This window comes from Streptomyces sp. NPDC051909, from assembly GCF_040681095.1.
Classification (GTDB): Bacteria; Actinomycetota; Actinomycetes; order Streptomycetales; family Streptomycetaceae; genus Streptomyces.
The window spans coordinates 20,019-36,663 of the sequence record NZ_JBFAYA010000027.1; the positions used below are offsets into that span (position 1 = coordinate 20,019).

A 16,645-nucleotide genomic window follows, 5' to 3' on the forward strand; every position below is an offset into this window, starting at 1 on the left:
CGGTACGGGCCGCCGCCGGGGGTGCTCCCGGTCCGGATTCCCGTTCCGGTTTCGGGAGCACCCTGTCGCGGCCGGCCCGGACAGGCCCGGGCCCGGGGCAGGGCCGGATCAGGTCACGGGCAGCCGATGCCTGTTTCGGGGTTGGCACAGGAGTCGGTGCCGGGGCCGCCGTTGTTGCTGTTCGTGCCCGGGCCGCCGTCCAGGTTGTCGTTGCCCGCGTTGCCGAAGAGGGAGTCGTCGCCGGGCCCGCCGAAGACGATGTCGATGCCCTGGGACCCGTGGAGGATGTCGTCGCCCGTGCCGCCGTCGATCACGTCGGCTCCGGGCCCGCCGGTGATCGAGTCCGCCCCGGGGCCGCCGCACACGAGGTCGTCGCCCCCGCCGCTGTTGATGGTGTCGTTGCCGCCGTGGGCGAGGATCACATCGCGTGCGGGTGTGCCGTTGATCTGATCGTCGCCGGGGGTGCCGGTGACGGTGGGCTGCTCACCGAAGCACGTGACCGCGTCGACGGTGGTGTTCTCCGTCGCGGTGTCGTTGGCCGGGGCCGGATCGGAGACCGCGCCGGCCACGCCCGCCGTGTCGACGGCGGTGTCCTCGGTCGTGGCCGTCGCGGTGATGGTCCGCGCGGCGCTCGCCCCGGCGGCGAGGCTGCCGATGCCACAGGTGACGACGTCCGGTGCGGTGCCGGCCGCGGTGCATCCGGGGGAGGCCGAGACGACCTCCATGCCGGCCGGGAGAGTGTCACGCAGGACCACCCCCTCGGCCGTCTGCGGGCCGTTGTTCGTCGCGGTGAGCGTGTACGTCACGCTCTGCCCCTGGACGACGGGATCGGAGCCCGTGTCGGACTTCGTGACGGCCAGATCGGCGTCGGTCAGGTGGAGGCGCCCGATGAGGCCGGCCGTCTCGGCGAACCAGATGTCGCCGTCCGGGCCCTTGGCGATGCCCCAGGGGTCCCGGGTGGCGAAGGGCAGGGGGAACTCGGCGATGACGCCGGACGTGCTGATCCGCCCGATCTTCCCGCCGTTGCGTTCGGTGAACCAGAGGCTGTCGTCCGGCCCGGCGGTGATGTCCTGGGGCTGGGGCGAGAATTCGCCCACCGGAAGCTCGTACTGGGTGATCACGCCGGACGTGCTGATCCGGCCGATCCTGTTGCCGCCGAACACGGTGAACCAGAGGTTTCCGTCGGGGCCGGTGGTGATGTCGGTCGGCCCGCCGCCTCCGGGGACCGGGAACTCGGTGACGACGCCGGACGGCGTCATACGGCCGATGACGTCGGCGTTGCTCTCGGTGAACCAGAGGTTCCCGTCCGGTCCGGTGGTGATGTAGGACGGCTGGCCGGAGCCGGCGGGCAGAGGGTATTCGGTGAGGGCGCCGGTGCTGGTGATACGGGCGATCCGGTTGCCGTTCTGCTCGGTGAACCACATGGCCCCGTCCGGGCCGGCGGTGATGCCGGTGGGCTCGACGAGCTGGTCGGGGAGGGGGTACTCGGTGACCGTGCCGTTCGTGTCGATCTTCCCGACCCGGGAGTCGAAGTGCTGCATGGTGAACCAGACGTTGCCGTCCGGGCCCGTGGCGATGTCGTGCGGGGTGCTGAACTCGCCGGGCAGGGGGTACTCCGCGATGAGGGTGCCCGTCGGGCTCATCCGGCCGATCCTGTTCCCGGCCGCCTCGGTGAACCACAGGTTGCCGTCGGGGCCTGTGGTGATGCCGACCGGCGTGCTGGTGGGGGATACGGGGTACTCGTCGATGCCGACGGCGGCCCGGGCCATCGTGGCTCCTGCGGCCAGGGGGAGGGCGACGGCCATCAGGACGCCGCTGAGCAGCGCCGTGAGACCGCGCCGACGGCGGGGTTTCGGCCGGGGGAGCGTCCCCGGCTCTGGCGGGCTGCCGTGGGTGGGAGGCATGGGCGATCACCTTTCGGTCGTGGGATCGCGCCCGTCCTACCAAAGCCCGATCGTTTCTTCGGACGTGGTGGCGCCCGCGACACGCCGGGTCCTCGACCGGATGTCGCCTGAACGGAGCCGTGCGGGCCGCGTCGGCAACGGGGCTGCCCGCCTGCCGGAGGACACCGCCGCCGGTCGTCGTGTCCTTCCCGCAGCGCGGTCCCCGCCATCTTCGCGGGCCCGGCCGGCCCGGACCGCACCGCGTACGTGATCCGGCTGCCGGGCGCCGGGGTCACGGCAGGTGTGCGGGCTCCGGAACGCGCCCGGGCTCCGACGGGCTCCCGGGCTCCGGTGCGCTCTCAAGGTCCGCCCCGTGGCTCTCCGGGGCGCCGAACCACGCCACCGCCACCGCGCCCGAGACCGCCAGCACGAAGCCGAGGACGGCCAGCCAGGCGAAGCCCGGGCGGGAGGCGTCGCCCAGCCACCACACGCCGATCATCCCCGGCAGCACGGTCTCGCCGACCACGAGCGCCGCCGTCGCGCCGTTCACCGAACCGATCTGCAGCGCGACCGTGTGCAGGTACATGCCGCCGACGCCGGCCACGAGAATCGCGTACAGCGCCGGATCCGCCAGGAGCGCGCCCAGGTCGAAGGGGTCGAGGCCGTTCAGGATCCGCACTCCGACCCCGAGCGCGCCGAAGCCGAGACCCGACAGGAGGCCTGCGAGGATCGCCGCCCGGGCGCCGAGTGCCCGTACGAGGACCGTGCCGCCGACGATCAGCAGCAGGGAGACCGCGAGCAGCCACCAGTGCGTGGCGATCGGGGTGCGCCCGCTGCCCTCCGGGCCCGCCGCGCTCGCAAGGAGCACCAGGGCCGAGCAGACCACACCGATCGAGGTCCACTCCGCGCGGGTCAGGCGGATACCGAGAAGCCGCACGCTGAGGACGGCCGTGATGACCAGGTTGGCGCTGATCACGGTCTGGGAGAGGAACAGCGGGAGCAGGCGGGCGGCGAGGGCGCCGAGGCCGAAGCCGACGAAGTCCAGGATCGTGCCGACGATGAACTCCCAGGTCATCGCGGCCTTCGCGGTCGACGACAGGCTCGGCCCGCCGTGCTGGGTGAGCTGCCCCGCCGCGGCCGCCTCCCGCCGGGCGGACTTGCGGGAGCCGACGGCCTGCAGGACGGATCCCGTGCCGTAACAGATCGAGGCGGCGACGGCGGTCAGCAGTCCTATGAGCACCAGCAGGCTCCTTTCACATGGCGGACGTGGTCCGCCCGGTTCGTTCTCCGCTTGGCAGACGTCGGATCGGGCGTCCGCGTTGCCTCCGACGTCCGATCGCAGGTGGTGACAGGCGGCACCGCCGCCGTGCCTCTGGCGCCCGCCGAGGCCGCCGAGGGGGCCATCACCGGACTCGCCGGCAAGTGCGTCGACGTCGCGGCCGCGAGCAGCGCCAACGGCACCGCCGTCCAGCTCTACTCCTGTAACGGGACCAACGCCCAGCGGTGGTCCAACCCCGGCGACGGAACCCTCCGCGCCCTGGGCAAATGCCTCGACGTCGTCGACCGCGGAACCGGCGACGGAGCCTCGATCCAGCTGTGGGACTGCAGCGGTGAGCGAATCAGCAGTGGGTGGTCACCGCCGCGCACGACATCGTCAACCCGGCCGCGAACAAGTGCCTGGACGTCAGGGACAACAACAGCGCCGACGGCACCCGGCTGCAGATCTGGAGCTGCACCGGCGGGGCGAACCAGAAGTGGAACGCGCCCGCCGCCGGCGGCGGCAGCACCCCCGCCCCCTCCGGATTCGTGGTCTCCGAGGCCCAGTTCAACCAGATGTTCCCGAACCGCAACCCCTTCTACACGTACGCCGGTCTGGTCGCCGCCACCAAGAAGTACCCGGCCTTCGCCGCCACCGGCAGCGACACCGTGAAGAAGCAGGAGGCCGCGGCCTTCCTCGCCAACGTGAACCACGAGACCGGCGGCCTCGTCCACACCGTCGAGCAGAACACCGCCAACCACCCGCACTACCTGCGACTGGAACCAGCCCTACGTCTGCCCCGCCGGCCAGGCCGCCCACTACGGCCGCGGCCCCATCCAGCTCTCCTGGAACTTCAACTACAAGGCCGACGATGACCCCGCACAACGCCATGGTCAACGGTGCGGGCTTCGGCCAGACGATCCGCTCCATCAACGGCTCCCTGGAGTGCGACGGCCGCAACCCGGCACAGGTCCAGAGCCGGGTGGACGCCTACCTCCGGTTCACCGCCACCCTCGGGGTGACAGCGGGCGCCAACCTCTACTGCTGACCCCGACTCCCGCACGGGGCAGGCCCGATCGCCGGTCGGAGCCTGCCCCGTGCGGGAGTCGGGTACCCGGGCCGTCTGCCCGTGTGTCACCGTGAGATGCGGGCCTCGATGCCGTCGAGCAGGAAGTCGAGGCCGATCCGGAAGGTGCGGTCGGCGTCCAGGTGGGCGGCATCGTGCACCACCGTGGCCGGCGCGGGGAATCGGCCGGTGGCGAAGGTCCGCTCCAGGTAGGGCCCGAGCGAGGTCTGCCAGCGCTTCTCGTCCATCCCGGTGGCCCGCTCGGCGCGCCGCTCCGCGATCTCCCGGCGTACCGCGCCGATCGCGTACGCGTTGACCGCGGCGACCACCGGCATGACGGCGTCCAGGTCGACGTCGCCCAGTGCGGCCACCGCGGTCTTCCCGCTGGCCAGTGCGTGCGGCCCGAGTCGGGGCCGGCCGCCCAGGAGGTCGGCGAGCCATTCGTGCTGGTGAACGCGTGCCGGGTGGCTTCGGCGAGGGACTGGAGCACCTCCCGCCAGCCGTCTCCGGCCGGCCGGATCTCGGCGTGGGCGGTGTCGACCATCAGGTCGAGCAACTCCTCCTTGCCGGCGATGTAGCCGTACATCCGCATCGGGCGGACGTCCAGCGCGGTGGCGACCTTGCGCAGCGACACCGACTCCAGGCCGTCGGCGTCGGCCAGCCGGATCGCGGCTCGCACGATCCGTCCCGGCTCAATCCGGCCGGGACGGGTCGACTCGGCGGCTCCGGCCAGGCGGCCTGGCTCTCGCCCGTGTACTGCACGTGAACGGCATCGAGGCCGTCGTGTACGAACGTGAACCGTCACGGGGCGCCCGTGGCCAGGGCGGCATGCTCGACATCCACTCAGGCCAGCGGGCGTTGCGCGAGGCCGGCCTGACCGACCAGTTCCACGCCATCGCCCGCAGCGAAGGCCAGGACATGCGTCTGCTCACCCCGGACGGCACCCTGCTGCTCCAGGAGGACACGCCCGACGACGCCCCGCTGGCGCGCCCCGAGGCCGACCGTGCCGACCTGCGCGATCTGCTCCTCGACTCGATCCCCGAACGCGCGGTGCGCTGGGGCCGCGCGTTCACGTCCGCCGAGAACGGCCTGCTGCGCTTCGCCGATGGCGGCAGCGCGACGTATGACCTGCTGGTCGGCGCGGACGGCGCCAACTCCCGCGTCCGCGCGCAGCGCACCGACGCCCGCCCGGCGCACATCGGCTCCGCCGAGGACTGGATCGCGACCAGCGGGAGCCCCTTCAACGACCCGGCCGCCGCCCGGGCACGGCTCATCGACCTGTTCGCCGGCCGGGACGCGCGGTTCACCGCGCCGATCGCGGCCTGCGACGACACGATCGTGCCCCGGCCGATCACCACTCTTCCCGTCGGCCTGACCTGGCCGACGACGCCGGGCGTCACGCTGATCGGCGATGCCGCGCACCTGATGCCGCCGGTGGGCGAGGGCGCCAACATGGCGCTGCTCGACGGCGCCCTGTTCGGCCTCGCGCCGGCCGGACACCCGAACGACCTGCCCGCCGCCGTCGAGGAATACGAACGCGAGATGTTCGAACGCACCAGTGCCGCCGCCCGTATGTCCGCGGACATACGGGAATTGCTGATGTCGCCGGACGCCGCCCAGAAGATGCTCGCGTTCTTCCAGCCGGACGGAATCTGAGACCCGGCAGGCGGGGAAGAGCGGGGTTCGGGCGCTGTCCGAACTCTCCCTACCGGACGACGACGTTGTGCGCCGGAATGATCGTGGGCTGCACGTCGGCGTGGCCGAGGTCGGCCAGGACCGGACCGAAGGTCTTCGCATGGGTCTCCAGGGCTTCGAGACTCTCCCAGACCTCGGTCACGCGGAACCCGCCGTCCACCGGCCCCGCCGCGTGAGAGACGAGACCCGGATTCGGCAGGTCCGCGAACTGGGTGAAGCCCCGCCCGTCGGTCACGCGCGCGATGACCGCGTCGTACAACTCCTGTCCGGCGCCGGGGAGGTCGAAGGTGACGATGATGGCCATGGCGATGCTCCTGTCTCGGTCCGCCACGTGGCTGCGGCGACGCCCGCGATCCTAGCTATCCGTGACCGAGTGTTCTCTCAGGGTGATTCTCTCGGTGATCCACGTACCGGGGTCCGCGTACTGCTCTCGCGCGTGTGGCCCGCACGTGCCTGGACGCCGCGCGCCTGTGCAGCACCATGACCAGAGATCGCGGGTTCACGGGTTCGTGTGGTGGAGCCGACCACCTTGACGTGGCGATGAACTACCCGGCCGCTGGCCGCTGCGAGGATCGGGCCGCCCGCTGCCCTTCCAGGATCGCCGGGTGGGCGGTGGGGGAGTGACGTCAGTGAGTGGCTGCACCGGTCAGGATGTCGGCCAGTTCAACGGGGTGGCTGAGCGCGACGCAATGGCCCGCGGCGATCTCGTCCGGGACGACACCAAGGCGTTCCAGCGCGAGCCGGCGCAGGAAGTCGGCAGGGAAGAAGCGATCCTCGGTGCACAGCACGAACCTGGTCGGCACCGCAGGCCAGGCGTCGAGCGGCCACGGTTGGGCCGACGCGGCCGGCGACGGGTGCTCCCGTTCCCTGCTCATCGCCTCCCGGGCGAGTTCGCGGGGCACGTCGTGGTAGAACGCGACATAAGGGTCGTCGCTGCCCGTGAGGCCGCCGTCCCGGGCGGCCTTGCGCCTCACGGCCTGGGTGTAGCCCGTGTTGTTCCACCACTGGTCAGGTGATTCACCTGGCTCGGGGACCATCCCGGCGACGAGCACCAGCGCTTCGGCTGGGCGGCGCGCGGCGACCAGGGGCGCGGTGAACGCGCCGAACGACTGCCCCACGACCACGAGCCCCTCACGGTCGCCGACCGCCTCGACCACGGCGTCGGCGTAGTCGTCGAGCGTCAGGGACTTGTCGCCGCCCGGAAGGTCCGGAGCCACCACGTCGTGCCCGCGCGCCCGAAGCTCCGCCTCGACCAGGTGCCAGTACCAGCCGACATCACCAGCACCGTGGATCAACACGAACGTACTCACAACACGCCTCTCGTCCTCATCCGTCAGATCGCCCTGCCAGGGTTACTCCTGCGGTGGGCCGATGACGGACCGGCCGATCTGCTCCGCCGGCCAGGCGGCGTGTCGTTCCTCGGATCCATCGCGATTCCCGCGGCGTACGTGGACCCGGTCCATGACGGCGGCCATCTCGCACTCGGGGAGCGCCGGGTTGGCGCCCGCGCTGGAGGCCAGTTCAGGGACGTGAAGCGCCTCGCGGAGCCGGGGGAGCGGAAGACGCGGGTCGGCGGCCGCGGCCTGGCGTGTCCAGACCGGGGGGTCATGGCTGAGCCGTTCGATCAGTGCGGGTGTGGCGGCCGGGTCCCGGATGACCAGTCGGCGGTAGTGGCCGTCCGGGTGGTCCGCGTAGCGCGCGGCGAGCCCCTCGCGGGGGAAGCGGGGGTGTGTCTCCGCCATCCAGGCGGAGAATGTGCCGCCGAGCCGTGCGTGGACACGCATCAGCACCTCCTGCGGGGTGTCAGGGTGATGCACGGCCAAGAGGTCCTCCACCAAGGGGTCCTCGGTGCGTGCGAGCAGCCGCAGAAGGTCGGGCGACAGGTGGGGGCTCCGGGCGGCGGTGCGTCGGAGCAGCGGGTGGGCGGAGGCCGCGGCCCGGCGCAGCACGACCGGGTCGGCCAGCCCGTCCCGTACCCACTCCACATCCCTCCGGTCGAAGGCCCCCACCGTGAAGTCGATCGCCATGCGTCGCGTCTCGGCCAGTTCCGGCCTGATGGAGACCGCGAGCCGTACGGCCTGGTCGGGGTCGACGGCGAGCCGTTCCACGAGGTCGGTGGGCAGCGAAGGATTCTCGGCGAGGGCGGCCGGCTGCGTCCGCTCGTCGACGCACCGTTCGGCGTCGGTGCGGTGGAGGAGTCCGCGGCGCAGCGCCTCGGTGGGGGGTCGCGGATCGCGGAGGAGTCGGGCGGTGACGTCCGCGTCCCGTCGGCACTCCCAGAGCGCGGCGGCCCGTCGCACCTCGGGGTCGGGGTCGGCGAGCAGCGCCGACCGCTCGCCCGCCGTCAGCGTCGCCCAGGCGCGCGCCGCGACCCGGCGCGCTGCCGGGGTGCGGTGGGTGGCCAGGGAGGCCACGAACGCCGGCGCGAGATGGGGCGAGTCCAGCAGGGCCGCCCGTACGGAAGGGGCCGGGTCGTCGAGCAGACGGCTACACACATCGGCCGCGAGCGGCGCGACCTTCGCACGCCGGTCGTGCCGCTCGGGCCCGTACGCGAGAGCAGCCCGCGCCTTGGGGGAGGCGTCGTCCGCGAGCCGGGCCCGCTGCTCGGGATCCGCCCTGGCGCTCATCGCGAAGTCGATCCGAGCGCCCGGGAGCGGGTGAGCCAGGATCACCGCGACGGCCGGCTCGGGAAGCCCGGCCCGCTGGAGGGCATGACGGGGTGGACCGTCACCGCCGCCGCCCTCGAAGGCGAGCAAGCGCAGCAGCAACGGTGTCGGCAGCGCCGGATTGCGGGCGACGCCGTCCAGCGCGGATGCGTGGAACGCGGCCATGACCCCTTCCCTCTGTGTCGTGATCGGCTGGGCCATGGCCATGATCCCCTGCGCCCGCCAGGCCGTCATGATCGGCCGGACAACACTCAGACGCCGAGCCCGAGTCGCCGCAGGCGGAGAGGCAGGGCCACTCCCAGCGTCGCCCCGTGTGCCGGGGACGGCGACCACATGGGCGCCCCGCACGGTGTCCACCCGCGCCTTCACCGGCCGGTCGGGGCGGATCTCCACGAGTGGGAAGTCGGTGTACGGGCAGGCCCAGGCGAGGTGCCGGACGCCTTCAGCGGTTAGCTGGCCGAAACCTGCTGGGGGAGGCCCGAGAGCGGGAGGTGCCCGCGCATCACCGTGGACGGTGGCGAGGCTGCGGTTCCCTGTGACGCGGTGTGGCCGCTCGTTCTGCCCGCGCCGTACGGGAGAGGGAGTCCGGCCTGAACCGTGCGGTCACCCGCAGGTGAGGTCGAAGCGGACGCGCTCGACGGTGATCTCGCCCGGGTCGGCCTCGCCGTCGAGGTCGGCGTCCTCGAAGACGACCTTCTTCCGCTCCGTGATGGTGAGGGTGCCGACAGGCGTGCCGTCGGCGGCGTAGATGGTGCGCTCGTCCTCGGAGACGGTGCTGAGGACGGTGTGGTACGGGCGGGCGAGGACGACCGTGAAGCGCTCGTAGTCGGTTCCGCTCTGTACGTAGCGGCCGTCGGGCAGGTCCATGTGGAAGTCGTAGCTGTCCACGCCCTTGACGACCATGGCGCCGTCGGTGCGCACGACCTGGGCGACGGTGTGCTCGACGACGGTGTACCGACCGACGAGGCCGGCCGGCAGACAGCCTTCGAGCGGGGCCTCGCCGGTGTGGGTCGTGGTCTCGTCGATGGTGTCGAGGACGACGGTGTCGGCCCGGGCAGTGGCCGTGGCGCAGAGGCAGACGGCCGCGGCCAGCGCGGCGGCGGGGGCCGCGATGCGGCGGATGCAGCGGGTGAGGCGGGTGAGGTGCATGGCGCCGACGTTAGTGAACCGGACGGGGCCCGGCACCGCGGGCGCGACCGTGCGGAGGAACGCCGCCAGGGGTGCCCTCCGTGCGTAGGGAAAGCGGTGCGCCACCGCGACGCTGTCGAGCGCCTGGATCGGCCCAGGGCTTCGCTGTCCCTGCACGTCACTGCCCTCGGAGGAGGTGCCCGGGACGTGGTTCGTCTGGGATGAGGGGACGGTGTTCCGGCGGCCTGGCAATAAGGGGGTGCTGCTCAACGGCCCGGTGATGGAGGAACTGTTCGCCGCCATCGCGGCGGTCGATCCCGTCTGGACGCCGCCACCGCCTCCCGAACCCGACGCCGAGGTGTGGTGGGACGACCCAGTGGTGGTGGACGGGCCATGGGTGATCCTCACCTCGGGCACGGAACGGGAGATCCGGGCCTTCGTGGACCACTACGAGGACGTGCGCGGAATGCTGCGGGCATCCAGCGTACGAGACCCGCGCAGCGATACTCCGAAAGCGGGGACCTGGCATCGACCGGCCCGTCCCATCACGCGAATGCTGCAAGGCCGGGACGGGACGGCGGCAACGGCGCGGGGCGCCCCGAAAGGGGCCGATGGCGCCCGATCCCGCGCAGCGGCCCTGCGTACCGGCCCCGGAGCGCCGGGTTCGCGACCGTGCCGGTGCAGGCCTGTTCCGCGCCGTCAAGGCCGTCCCCAGAGCACGCGTCGTGAAGAACCGGCCTCTGCTGCGCGCGTCGGGGGCGGGCGGACCGACGGCCGGTCGAAAGCCTCTGGTCCGCCCCTTTGGCCATGAGGCACGATGGGGAGAGGATGACGGTCCTCGGGGGGAGTGGGTGCGGTGGGCAGGTTCAGACGTGCTCGGACGGCGGTTGTACCGGACGCCCAACGGCGGGTGCGGCGCAGCCCGTTGCTCTTCACCGCGCCCATCGTGATGCTCGTCCTGCTCACGGTGGTGCTGGCCTGGGAGATCGTCCGCGGCAACATGTCGGCTGCGGCACGCGCCGAGTGGCCGTGGCGGCTCCAGATACTCGACATGGAGCCGCTGGGCAGCCTCCTCGCGGTCGCTGCCGGCTCGGTGCTCGCCCGCGCCCAGTACGCCCGTACCGTGCGGCCCCACCTCGGCTGGCGCGCCGACTGGAAGTCCGGACACCTGCGGGGCGGCGTGCCCGAGTGGCAGGTCGGACTGCTCAACGGCGGATCGCACACGGTGGTCGTCGAGGAGTACGAATGCCAGGTCGTGCTGCGGGGCGCGGAACCGGGGGACGCGGCGCACGCACCGTGGACGGACGTCCAGGGGGCGGCGGCGGTACTGACCGGCGCCGGTCTGACCGTGGGCGAGGACTTCCAGCTCGTCGCCATGGGCAACTTCCCGCTGGTGGGCACCGGCAGCTACGAGACGACGATGCTCGGCGCCTTCTCCCAGCGCTTCGTCGACGAGGTCGAGGCCCTGCACCTCAGGGTTCGCGTGGTCGACGTGGTCGGCGACAGCCACGAGCGGGTCCTGGACGCCCTGAAGGGCGCCCGGTCGACGGCGTACCAGCGTCAGGCGTCCTGACCCTCCAGCCAGTGCAGCACCTCCGGCAGGGCGTACTGGGCGGCGAAGTGCCCCGCGCCGGGTACGAGGACGGGCTCGGCGCCCGGGATGTGGGCCGCCAGCCACCGGGTGTGCGCCACGGGGGAGAAGGCGTCGTCGAGGCCGTGCCACAGCAGGACGGGTATCTCGACGGCCGACACGTCGAATCCCCACGGGCGGACGAAGGCCAGGCAGTCGTCGAGCCAGCCGTGGTGCGAAACCCGGAGCGCCTCGCGGTAGGTGCGCAGCAGTACCGTGCGGACCCGAGGGTCGTCGACGACCGGCAGGTCGTACGGGGAGAGTTCGGCGCGCAGATCCTCGATCAGCCGCTCCGGGTCCTGCCGGACGACGGCGGCGCGGTCGGCGAGGTCCCGCTCCAGCCCGCCCGGATCGCGCCCGTCCAGGTGGGCGCGGGCCATCCCGTACTCGCGCACGTTGAACGGGGTCATTCCGGCGTGCCACTCCAGGCCGGCCGCGTCCGGCGGGGCGAGCCCCACCAGGACGGCGGCCGCCCGGACACGGCCGGGCAGCATGGCCGCACAGGCGAGCGCGTGCGGAGCCCCGCCGGAGCGCCCGACGACCGCGAACCGCTCCACTCCGAAGGCGTCGGCGACCGTGGCCGCGTCCCGGGCCGCGTCGGCGACGCGGCGGTCCGGCCGGCGGGTGGAGTCTCCGTACCCGGGACGGTCGTAGGAGAGGAACCGGACACCGGGGCACTGGCCGGCGACTCCGGGCAGGGCGGTGCCGAGGCGGGTACCCGGCGTCCCGTGCAGGAGCAGCACCGGACTCCCCGCCGGGTCCCCCCATTCCTCGGCCACGAGGACGCGCCCGTCGTCGGTGCGTACAGCCTTCGTCATGAAGGCGAGCCTAAGGGTCGTCCGGCAGACACCGACCGGTATGCGCACAGGTGGAACGGAATACCTGCGAGCGTCCGACGCGGCGGCTGTGGCAGCCTGCCGGCATGCCTTGGGAGCTGCGAGAACATGCGGGCCGTCACTACGCGGTCCTGTTCCACTACGCCTTGCCTGACGATGCGTGGGCCGTGGAGCTGAGCGAAGCCCGGCCTGCGCCGGCCAACTCCGATGCCGAGGCGTCCCACTTGCCCGGCACTGCCTTCCTGGCGGCCCTCGTCCCGGACGAGGACCCGAACCTGGAACCGACCGTCCGCGTCTACAGCCCTGACGAGCGTGTGGTGCCCTACGAGATCATGTGCTGGTTCATGGAGCAGGTGGCCGACCAGGTCGAACGCTGCCGCGTCGCCTTCGAGCAAGGAGAGCCGGAAGCAAGGGAATGATCCCCCGGTGACAGGTGCGACCACGGCGTCGGAGCCCCCCCCCGGACGGCCCACGGCAGTTCGGCAAGCTGATCTTTCTGTTAGGGCGCGAGGACACGGACCCGGTTCGCTAGGTCCGGCTGTGGAGCCTGTCGTCGGCAGCTTGCCAACGACCTTGCCCCGTCAATCGCCTTCCACCTCCACAAGCGGCAGGGCTTCCGCACCGGCTATGACAAGCGGCTGGCCTACGGCCAGGCCAAGACCGCCAACGCCCTGTTCGCCGTCCACCTCGACGCCCTCGGACGCGACCACGACGTCCGGGCGTTCGCGCTCCACCCCGGCAGGATCATCACAGGTCTCCAGCGGGAGATGAGTCTCCAGGAGCAGATGGACCGCCGATGGGTGGACGCGCAGGGCCACGTGATCGGCGCCGGCTTCAAGACCCCCTCCCAGGGCGCCGCCACCGGCTTGTGGGCAGCCACGTCGCCCCTCCTCGACGGACTCGGCGGGCTCTACCTGGAGGACTGCGACGTCACACGCGTCTCCGCCCCTGAGAGCCCATGGACGACGGAGGCGTCCGCGCGTACGCCATCGCCCCCGACGCCGCCGCCCGGCCCTGGGACTTGTCCCTCGCGGCGACCGGCGCCACTCCGATCACCTGATGAACCCGCCCTCCCATCCAGGTGCGGGCTCGCGGAAGAGCTGCTGTACATCGACGAATTCGCCAGCGAGGCCGACCGCGCCACCGTGATCACCACCCCGGCGGCCCGCAACCGGCCCGGCCCGGAAATACATGGCGCGGGAGGAAGCAGGTCAACGAGACTGCGCAGATGAGTCGCCGCCTCCCCTGTCCCTGCTGCGGGCACCTCGTCCTGGACGAGATGCCCGGCTCGTTCGAGATCTGCCCCGTCTGCTTCTGGGAGGACGACGGGGTCCAGTTCCGCTGGCCGACCATGGACGGCGGGGCGAACAAGGTCTCCCTGATCGAAGCCCAGCAGAACTACCAGGAGTTCGGCGCCTGCGACCAGCACGGCCGACGCTTCGTGCGTCCCCCGGCCGAGGACGAGCCGCTCGACCCCGCCTGGCGCCCCATCGATCCGACACGGGACTCCTTCGAGGACTGGGCGGCCGAGGACCGCGCCCCGTGGCCCGACGACCACTCGGTGCTCTGCTGGTGGCTCCCCACCTTCTGGCGGCGGGATCACCCATGACCACTCACATCGAGAGACTCATCCAGCAGCTCGATGACTCGACCGGCCCGTCGTACGACGCTCGCGCAGAACTCATTGGCATCGGCTACGCCGCCGTCCCCGCCATCATCGATGGACTGCCCTCCCTCGGCGGCTTCGGTCAGCTGACCGCCATCGAGGTCTTCGAAGAGGTGGCAGACCCGCGCTGCGGCCCCGCCCTGATCGCCCTCCTGGGCAACGACGACTCCACCGTCCGGGAATGGGCGGCGATGGCCCTGGCGGGCCTGAAGATCGACGGCGCGGTCGAGCCCGTGCGCCGCGCCTATCGCGCCTGCCTGGATCGGGCGACGCCACCGGACTGGAGCGAGCCGGAAGGCATCCGCTGGGCCCTGACCGAACTCGGCGCCCGCACCCCCGTCGTCCCGCCGCTCACCGCTCGCCTACGGGCCACCACCGCAGACGGCGCCCCTCGCTGGCCCTCGACCCACTTCACCGAGATCATCAACGACCTGGCCGACCACGCCCAGGTGATCCTCTACTCCCAGTTCTGGCGGGTGGACACCGGCCGCACGTACGGCGTCTCCGGCACCGGCCTGGACTGGGAACTCGACTGGACCGCGCCCGGGGAGCACCTGGTCGAGGAGTCCCGCGCCTGGTCCCTGCTGGAAGCCTCCGAAGCCCCCGCCGGCGACGACATCTTCGTCGCCCCCACCTGGATCGACCGTACCGACCTGTATCCGGAGAGGTGACCAATGCCGTTCCAGCACCCTGAGGAGATCGGCTACGGCTATGTGATCGAGCGCTACGCGGCAAGGAAGGACTCCGGCCACGCGCGCTACCTCGTCCTGAATAGTGGTCGATTCCTGCGGCCCGAGTGGCCTCACGCCGAACGTTTCGCCCATCACCTCATCGACGACTCGGCCACGATCACCGATGCCGAACTGAACGCCCTCCTCGGCTACGAGTGGCGCTCACGCCTCACCGCCGCCTGGCTGATCGGCGTAGGCCGACGCGTCACGTTCCGCGAACGCATCGGCGACCTGCTCCTGGCCAGCGAGGTCTGCTTCTCCGGCAGCGCCTACTGCTTCGCCCTGGCCCGCTTCGGCGCCCACGCGGACGCCGAGATCCTCACCTCCTACCTGAACCGCTATCTCCCCCGCACCGACCTCCGCTACGACCAGCCCGCAGCCCTCGGCGCTCTCCTCCGCCTCGACGCCCACCTCGGCACCCGTCATGCCGACCTCTTCACCCAGCCCGACGGCCTCTGGGACCAGTGGGTCAACGCCCTGACTCACCTCCACGACCACCCCGCTTACACCCCCGCCGAACAGCGCCGCTGGACAGACCTCCAGTGCGACTTCGCCAACCATTGGTCCCGCGCCTAGCGGGGAGCGGTCGCCTTACAAGCCAGTAGACCGCCGCCGGATCAGACGCCTGGCAGGAGTGTCACCAGGCCCAGCCGGCCTTCCGGCCGCACGGCCTGGGGCGCCGGGGCCTGCCGGGTGTGTGGGTCAGTCGTCGAGGGCGTCCTTCACCTTGCCGAGGTCGACGAACTTGAAGTCGGTCGCGGGCCGATCGCCGTCGCCGGGGGAGTCGTGTCCGTCCTGGACGACGAGGAGACCGTTCGGGTACGTGGCGCCGAGCGGCGCGTTCAGGACCGCGGCGCCGTCGCACTCCTCCGAGCCGTCGAGGGTGCCGCTCGCGGGGATGACCCGGAAGCCGCCCTCGTACTCGTTGGCGTCCTCGAGCTCGCGGTCGTAGGCGGCGAAGGTGTTGTCACCCTGGCTGGAGGCGAGGAGGTAGCCGTCGCCGTCGGGCTCGGTGAGCAGCGTCAGACCCTCAACGTCCGCCGTGAGCCTCGTACCGCCGTAGCCGGGGTCGGCGCCCGGCGTGCACTCCTCGGTCTCCTGGTCGTAGACACCGGGGACGCCGTACTCGCGGACCTTGTCGATCAGCTTCGGCGTGCCGGTGAGGTCGGCGCGCATGCGCCAGATGCCGACGTCCTCCTGACCGGCGTACAGGATGCCGTTGGCCGGGTCGACGACCATGCCCTCGACCTGCGGCAGTTCGCCGGGCTCGCCGCACGGGGACCACGAGGTGCCGTCGGGCAGCCGGAAGGCCGAGGGCAGGTCCAGGGTGCGGAGCTTGCGGTAGGTGACGTCGCCGCTCGCGGTCGGCAGCAGCTCCAGGAGGGCGATGCCGGTGCGCTCGCGGCGGCTGACCAGGGCGTAGGCCTTCCCGGTGGCCGGGTCCGTCCAGGTCGCCAGGCCGTAGGCGGTCTGCTGGTCGTTGATCTCGGCCTGGTCCCGGGAGAAGACGGGCGGCGCGGCGGGGTCGGTGATGTCGGTCAGCGGGCCGCCGGGGCGGTCGCGGTCGATGCGGTAGAAGCGCAGCCGGTCGTGGCCCCGGTCACTGGTGACGGCGAGGTCGGCCCTCCCTGAGGAGAGCCGCAGCCCGTGGACGAGATCCACGTTGTTGAACCGGCCCGGAGCTTCGTCCTCGCCCACGGCGGGCGGCGCGGCTATCGACTGCACCAGTCGCGCCTCCAGGTCGTAGACACGCAGACCGCCCTCCTTGGCGGTGGCGACCACGAGGCTGCGACCGGGGGCCGCTGCGTTGCGCCAGATGGCGGGGTCGTCCGCGTCGGCGTTGCCACCCTCCTCGTCGTCGTGCAGCACCGGCGTCTCCGCGCGGGGCGTGACGGCCGGCAGCGAACCGCCGGAGAGACGGTGGCGGCCCTCTGCCTCGGCCGGCACGGCCAGGGCCGCCGCCATGAGGGCCGTGGTCACGGTGAGCACGGTCGACCGGACGATCGTGGAGCGATTCACGCGAATCTCCTCTGGAAGGGGGTGGTCGTGCGAGAGCGTGACCCCCCTTCGTGTCGGCACAGCAGCC

At 72.1% G+C, this 16,645-nt stretch carries 15 protein-coding genes and 2 pseudogenes; 8 read left to right on the forward strand and 9 right to left on the reverse strand.

What is annotated here, in order from left to right; translation table 11 throughout:
* Positions 1 to 113: 113 nt before the first annotated feature.
* Positions 114 to 1,904 carry a hypothetical protein gene (locus tag AB0M18_RS30740; RefSeq protein ID WP_365763774.1) on the reverse strand — a complete coding sequence of 597 codons (1,791 nt, stop codon included), beginning with the start codon at positions 1,902 to 1,904 and terminating at the stop codon, positions 114 to 116.
* A gap of 271 nt (positions 1,905 to 2,175) precedes the next feature.
* Positions 2,176 to 3,123, reverse strand: a complete 948-nt coding sequence (locus tag AB0M18_RS30745; RefSeq protein ID WP_365763776.1) for a hypothetical protein — start codon at positions 3,121 to 3,123, stop codon at positions 2,176 to 2,178.
* 102 nt (positions 3,124 to 3,225) lie between these two features.
* Between AB0M18_RS30745 and AB0M18_RS30750 the strand changes: the two are divergent.
* A pseudogene (locus AB0M18_RS30750) lies at positions 3,226 to 4,189 on the forward strand (RICIN domain-containing protein).
* A gap of 86 nt (positions 4,190 to 4,275) precedes the next feature.
* Here AB0M18_RS30750 and AB0M18_RS30755 read toward each other — a convergent pair.
* Entirely contained in the window at positions 4,276 to 4,707 is a 432-nt protein-coding gene (locus tag AB0M18_RS30755; RefSeq protein ID WP_365763869.1) for a TetR/AcrR family transcriptional regulator C-terminal domain-containing protein, read from the reverse strand.
* Between the two features lie 262 nt (positions 4,708 to 4,969).
* Between AB0M18_RS30755 and AB0M18_RS30760 the strand changes: the two genes are divergently transcribed.
* The gene (locus tag AB0M18_RS30760) at positions 4,970 to 5,863 is read left to right on the forward strand and encodes an FAD-dependent monooxygenase (RefSeq protein WP_365763778.1); all 894 of its coding nucleotides are present in this window, start codon (positions 4,970 to 4,972) and stop codon (positions 5,861 to 5,863) included.
* A 49-nt stretch (positions 5,864 to 5,912) separates the two neighbouring features.
* Here AB0M18_RS30760 and AB0M18_RS30765 read toward each other — a convergent pair whose 3' ends face one another.
* The 4 genes from AB0M18_RS30765 to AB0M18_RS30780 form a co-directional block, all read right to left on the reverse strand.
* Positions 5,913 to 6,206 carry a hypothetical protein gene (locus tag AB0M18_RS30765; RefSeq protein WP_365763780.1) on the reverse strand — a complete coding sequence of 98 codons (294 nt, stop codon included), beginning with the start codon at positions 6,204 to 6,206 and terminating at the stop codon, positions 5,913 to 5,915.
* Between the two features lie 322 nt (positions 6,207 to 6,528).
* Positions 6,529 to 7,212 carry an alpha/beta hydrolase gene (locus AB0M18_RS30770; RefSeq protein WP_365763782.1) on the reverse strand — a complete coding sequence of 228 codons (684 nt, stop codon included), beginning with the start codon at positions 7,210 to 7,212 and terminating at the stop codon, positions 6,529 to 6,531.
* Positions 7,213 to 7,254: 42 nt separating this feature from the next.
* Positions 7,255 to 8,733: a Mucin-2 gene (locus tag AB0M18_RS30775; RefSeq protein WP_365763784.1), complete on the reverse strand. Its 1,479-nt coding sequence runs from the start codon at positions 8,731 to 8,733 to the stop codon at positions 7,255 to 7,257.
* Between the two features lie 438 nt (positions 8,734 to 9,171).
* Positions 9,172 to 9,717, reverse strand: a complete 546-nt coding sequence (locus tag AB0M18_RS30780) for a hypothetical protein (RefSeq protein WP_365763786.1) — start codon at positions 9,715 to 9,717, stop codon at positions 9,172 to 9,174.
* 835 nt (positions 9,718 to 10,552) lie between these two features.
* Between AB0M18_RS30780 and AB0M18_RS30785 the strand changes: the two genes are divergently transcribed.
* Positions 10,553 to 11,269, forward strand: a complete 717-nt coding sequence (locus tag AB0M18_RS30785) for a hypothetical protein (RefSeq protein ID WP_365763788.1) — start codon at positions 10,553 to 10,555, stop codon at positions 11,267 to 11,269.
* Here the strand turns inward: AB0M18_RS30785 and AB0M18_RS30790 are convergent.
* Positions 11,257 to 12,144: an alpha/beta hydrolase gene (locus AB0M18_RS30790; RefSeq protein WP_365763790.1), complete on the reverse strand. Its 888-nt coding sequence runs from the start codon at positions 12,142 to 12,144 to the stop codon at positions 11,257 to 11,259. The two genes, AB0M18_RS30785 and AB0M18_RS30790, sit on opposite strands and share 13 nt — an antisense overlap.
* A 104-nt stretch (positions 12,145 to 12,248) precedes the next feature.
* Here AB0M18_RS30790 and AB0M18_RS30795 point away from each other — a divergent pair, with 104 nt between their 5' ends.
* The 5 genes and pseudogenes from AB0M18_RS30795 (at position 12,249) to AB0M18_RS30815 (ending at position 15,135) form a co-directional block, all read left to right on the forward strand.
* The gene (locus tag AB0M18_RS30795; RefSeq protein WP_365763792.1) at positions 12,249 to 12,581 is read left to right on the forward strand and encodes a hypothetical protein; all 333 of its coding nucleotides are present in this window, start codon (positions 12,249 to 12,251) and stop codon (positions 12,579 to 12,581) included.
* A gap of 195 nt (positions 12,582 to 12,776) precedes the next feature.
* Positions 12,777 to 13,222 (forward strand): annotated as a pseudogene (locus AB0M18_RS30800) (oxidoreductase); the annotation flags it as partial.
* Positions 13,223 to 13,390: 168 nt separating this feature from the next.
* Positions 13,391 to 13,771, forward strand: a complete 381-nt coding sequence (locus AB0M18_RS30805) for a CPCC family cysteine-rich protein (RefSeq protein ID WP_365763794.1) — start codon at positions 13,391 to 13,393, stop codon at positions 13,769 to 13,771.
* Complete coding sequence (locus AB0M18_RS30810) at positions 13,768 to 14,499, forward strand: HEAT repeat domain-containing protein (RefSeq protein ID WP_365763796.1); 732 nt, start codon at positions 13,768 to 13,770, stop codon at positions 14,497 to 14,499. Before AB0M18_RS30805 ends, AB0M18_RS30810 begins: the two co-directional genes overlap by 4 nt.
* Positions 14,500 to 14,502: 3 nt before the next feature.
* Positions 14,503 to 15,135, forward strand: a complete 633-nt coding sequence (locus tag AB0M18_RS30815; protein ID WP_365763798.1) for a DUF6000 family protein — start codon at positions 14,503 to 14,505, stop codon at positions 15,133 to 15,135.
* Between the two features lie 126 nt (positions 15,136 to 15,261).
* On the opposite strand, the gene AB0M18_RS30820 is transcribed toward AB0M18_RS30815, so the two are convergent.
* The gene (locus AB0M18_RS30820) at positions 15,262 to 16,524 is read right to left on the reverse strand and encodes a phytase (RefSeq protein WP_365763871.1); all 1,263 of its coding nucleotides are present in this window, start codon (positions 16,522 to 16,524) and stop codon (positions 15,262 to 15,264) included.
* Between the last annotated feature and the right edge of the window lie 121 nt (positions 16,525 to 16,645).

Coding starts and splice junctions, on each gene's coding strand:
- AB0M18_RS30815 (WP_365763798.1), top strand. CDS start 14,503: ATGCCGTTCCAGCACCCTGAGGAGATCGGCTACGGCTATGTGATCGAG.
- AB0M18_RS30740 (WP_365763774.1), bottom strand. CDS start 1,904: ATGCCTCCCACCCACGGCAGCCCGCCAGAGCCGGGGACGCTCCCCCGG.
- AB0M18_RS30790 (WP_365763790.1), bottom strand. CDS start 12,144: ATGACGAAGGCTGTACGCACCGACGACGGGCGCGTCCTCGTGGCCGAG.
- AB0M18_RS30805 (WP_365763794.1), top strand. CDS start 13,391: ATGAGTCGCCGCCTCCCCTGTCCCTGCTGCGGGCACCTCGTCCTGGAC.
- AB0M18_RS30765 (WP_365763780.1), bottom strand. CDS start 6,206: ATGGCCATCATCGTCACCTTCGACCTCCCCGGCGCCGGACAGGAGTTG.
- AB0M18_RS30775 (WP_365763784.1), bottom strand. CDS start 8,733: ATGGCCGCGTTCCACGCATCCGCGCTGGACGGCGTCGCCCGCAATCCG.
- AB0M18_RS30810 (WP_365763796.1), top strand. CDS start 13,768: ATGACCACTCACATCGAGAGACTCATCCAGCAGCTCGATGACTCGACC.
- AB0M18_RS30795 (WP_365763792.1), top strand. CDS start 12,249: ATGCCTTGGGAGCTGCGAGAACATGCGGGCCGTCACTACGCGGTCCTG.
- AB0M18_RS30780 (WP_365763786.1), bottom strand. CDS start 9,717: ATGCACCTCACCCGCCTCACCCGCTGCATCCGCCGCATCGCGGCCCCC.
- AB0M18_RS30820 (WP_365763871.1), bottom strand. CDS start 16,524: ATGGCGGCGGCCCTGGCCGTGCCGGCCGAGGCAGAGGGCCGCCACCGT.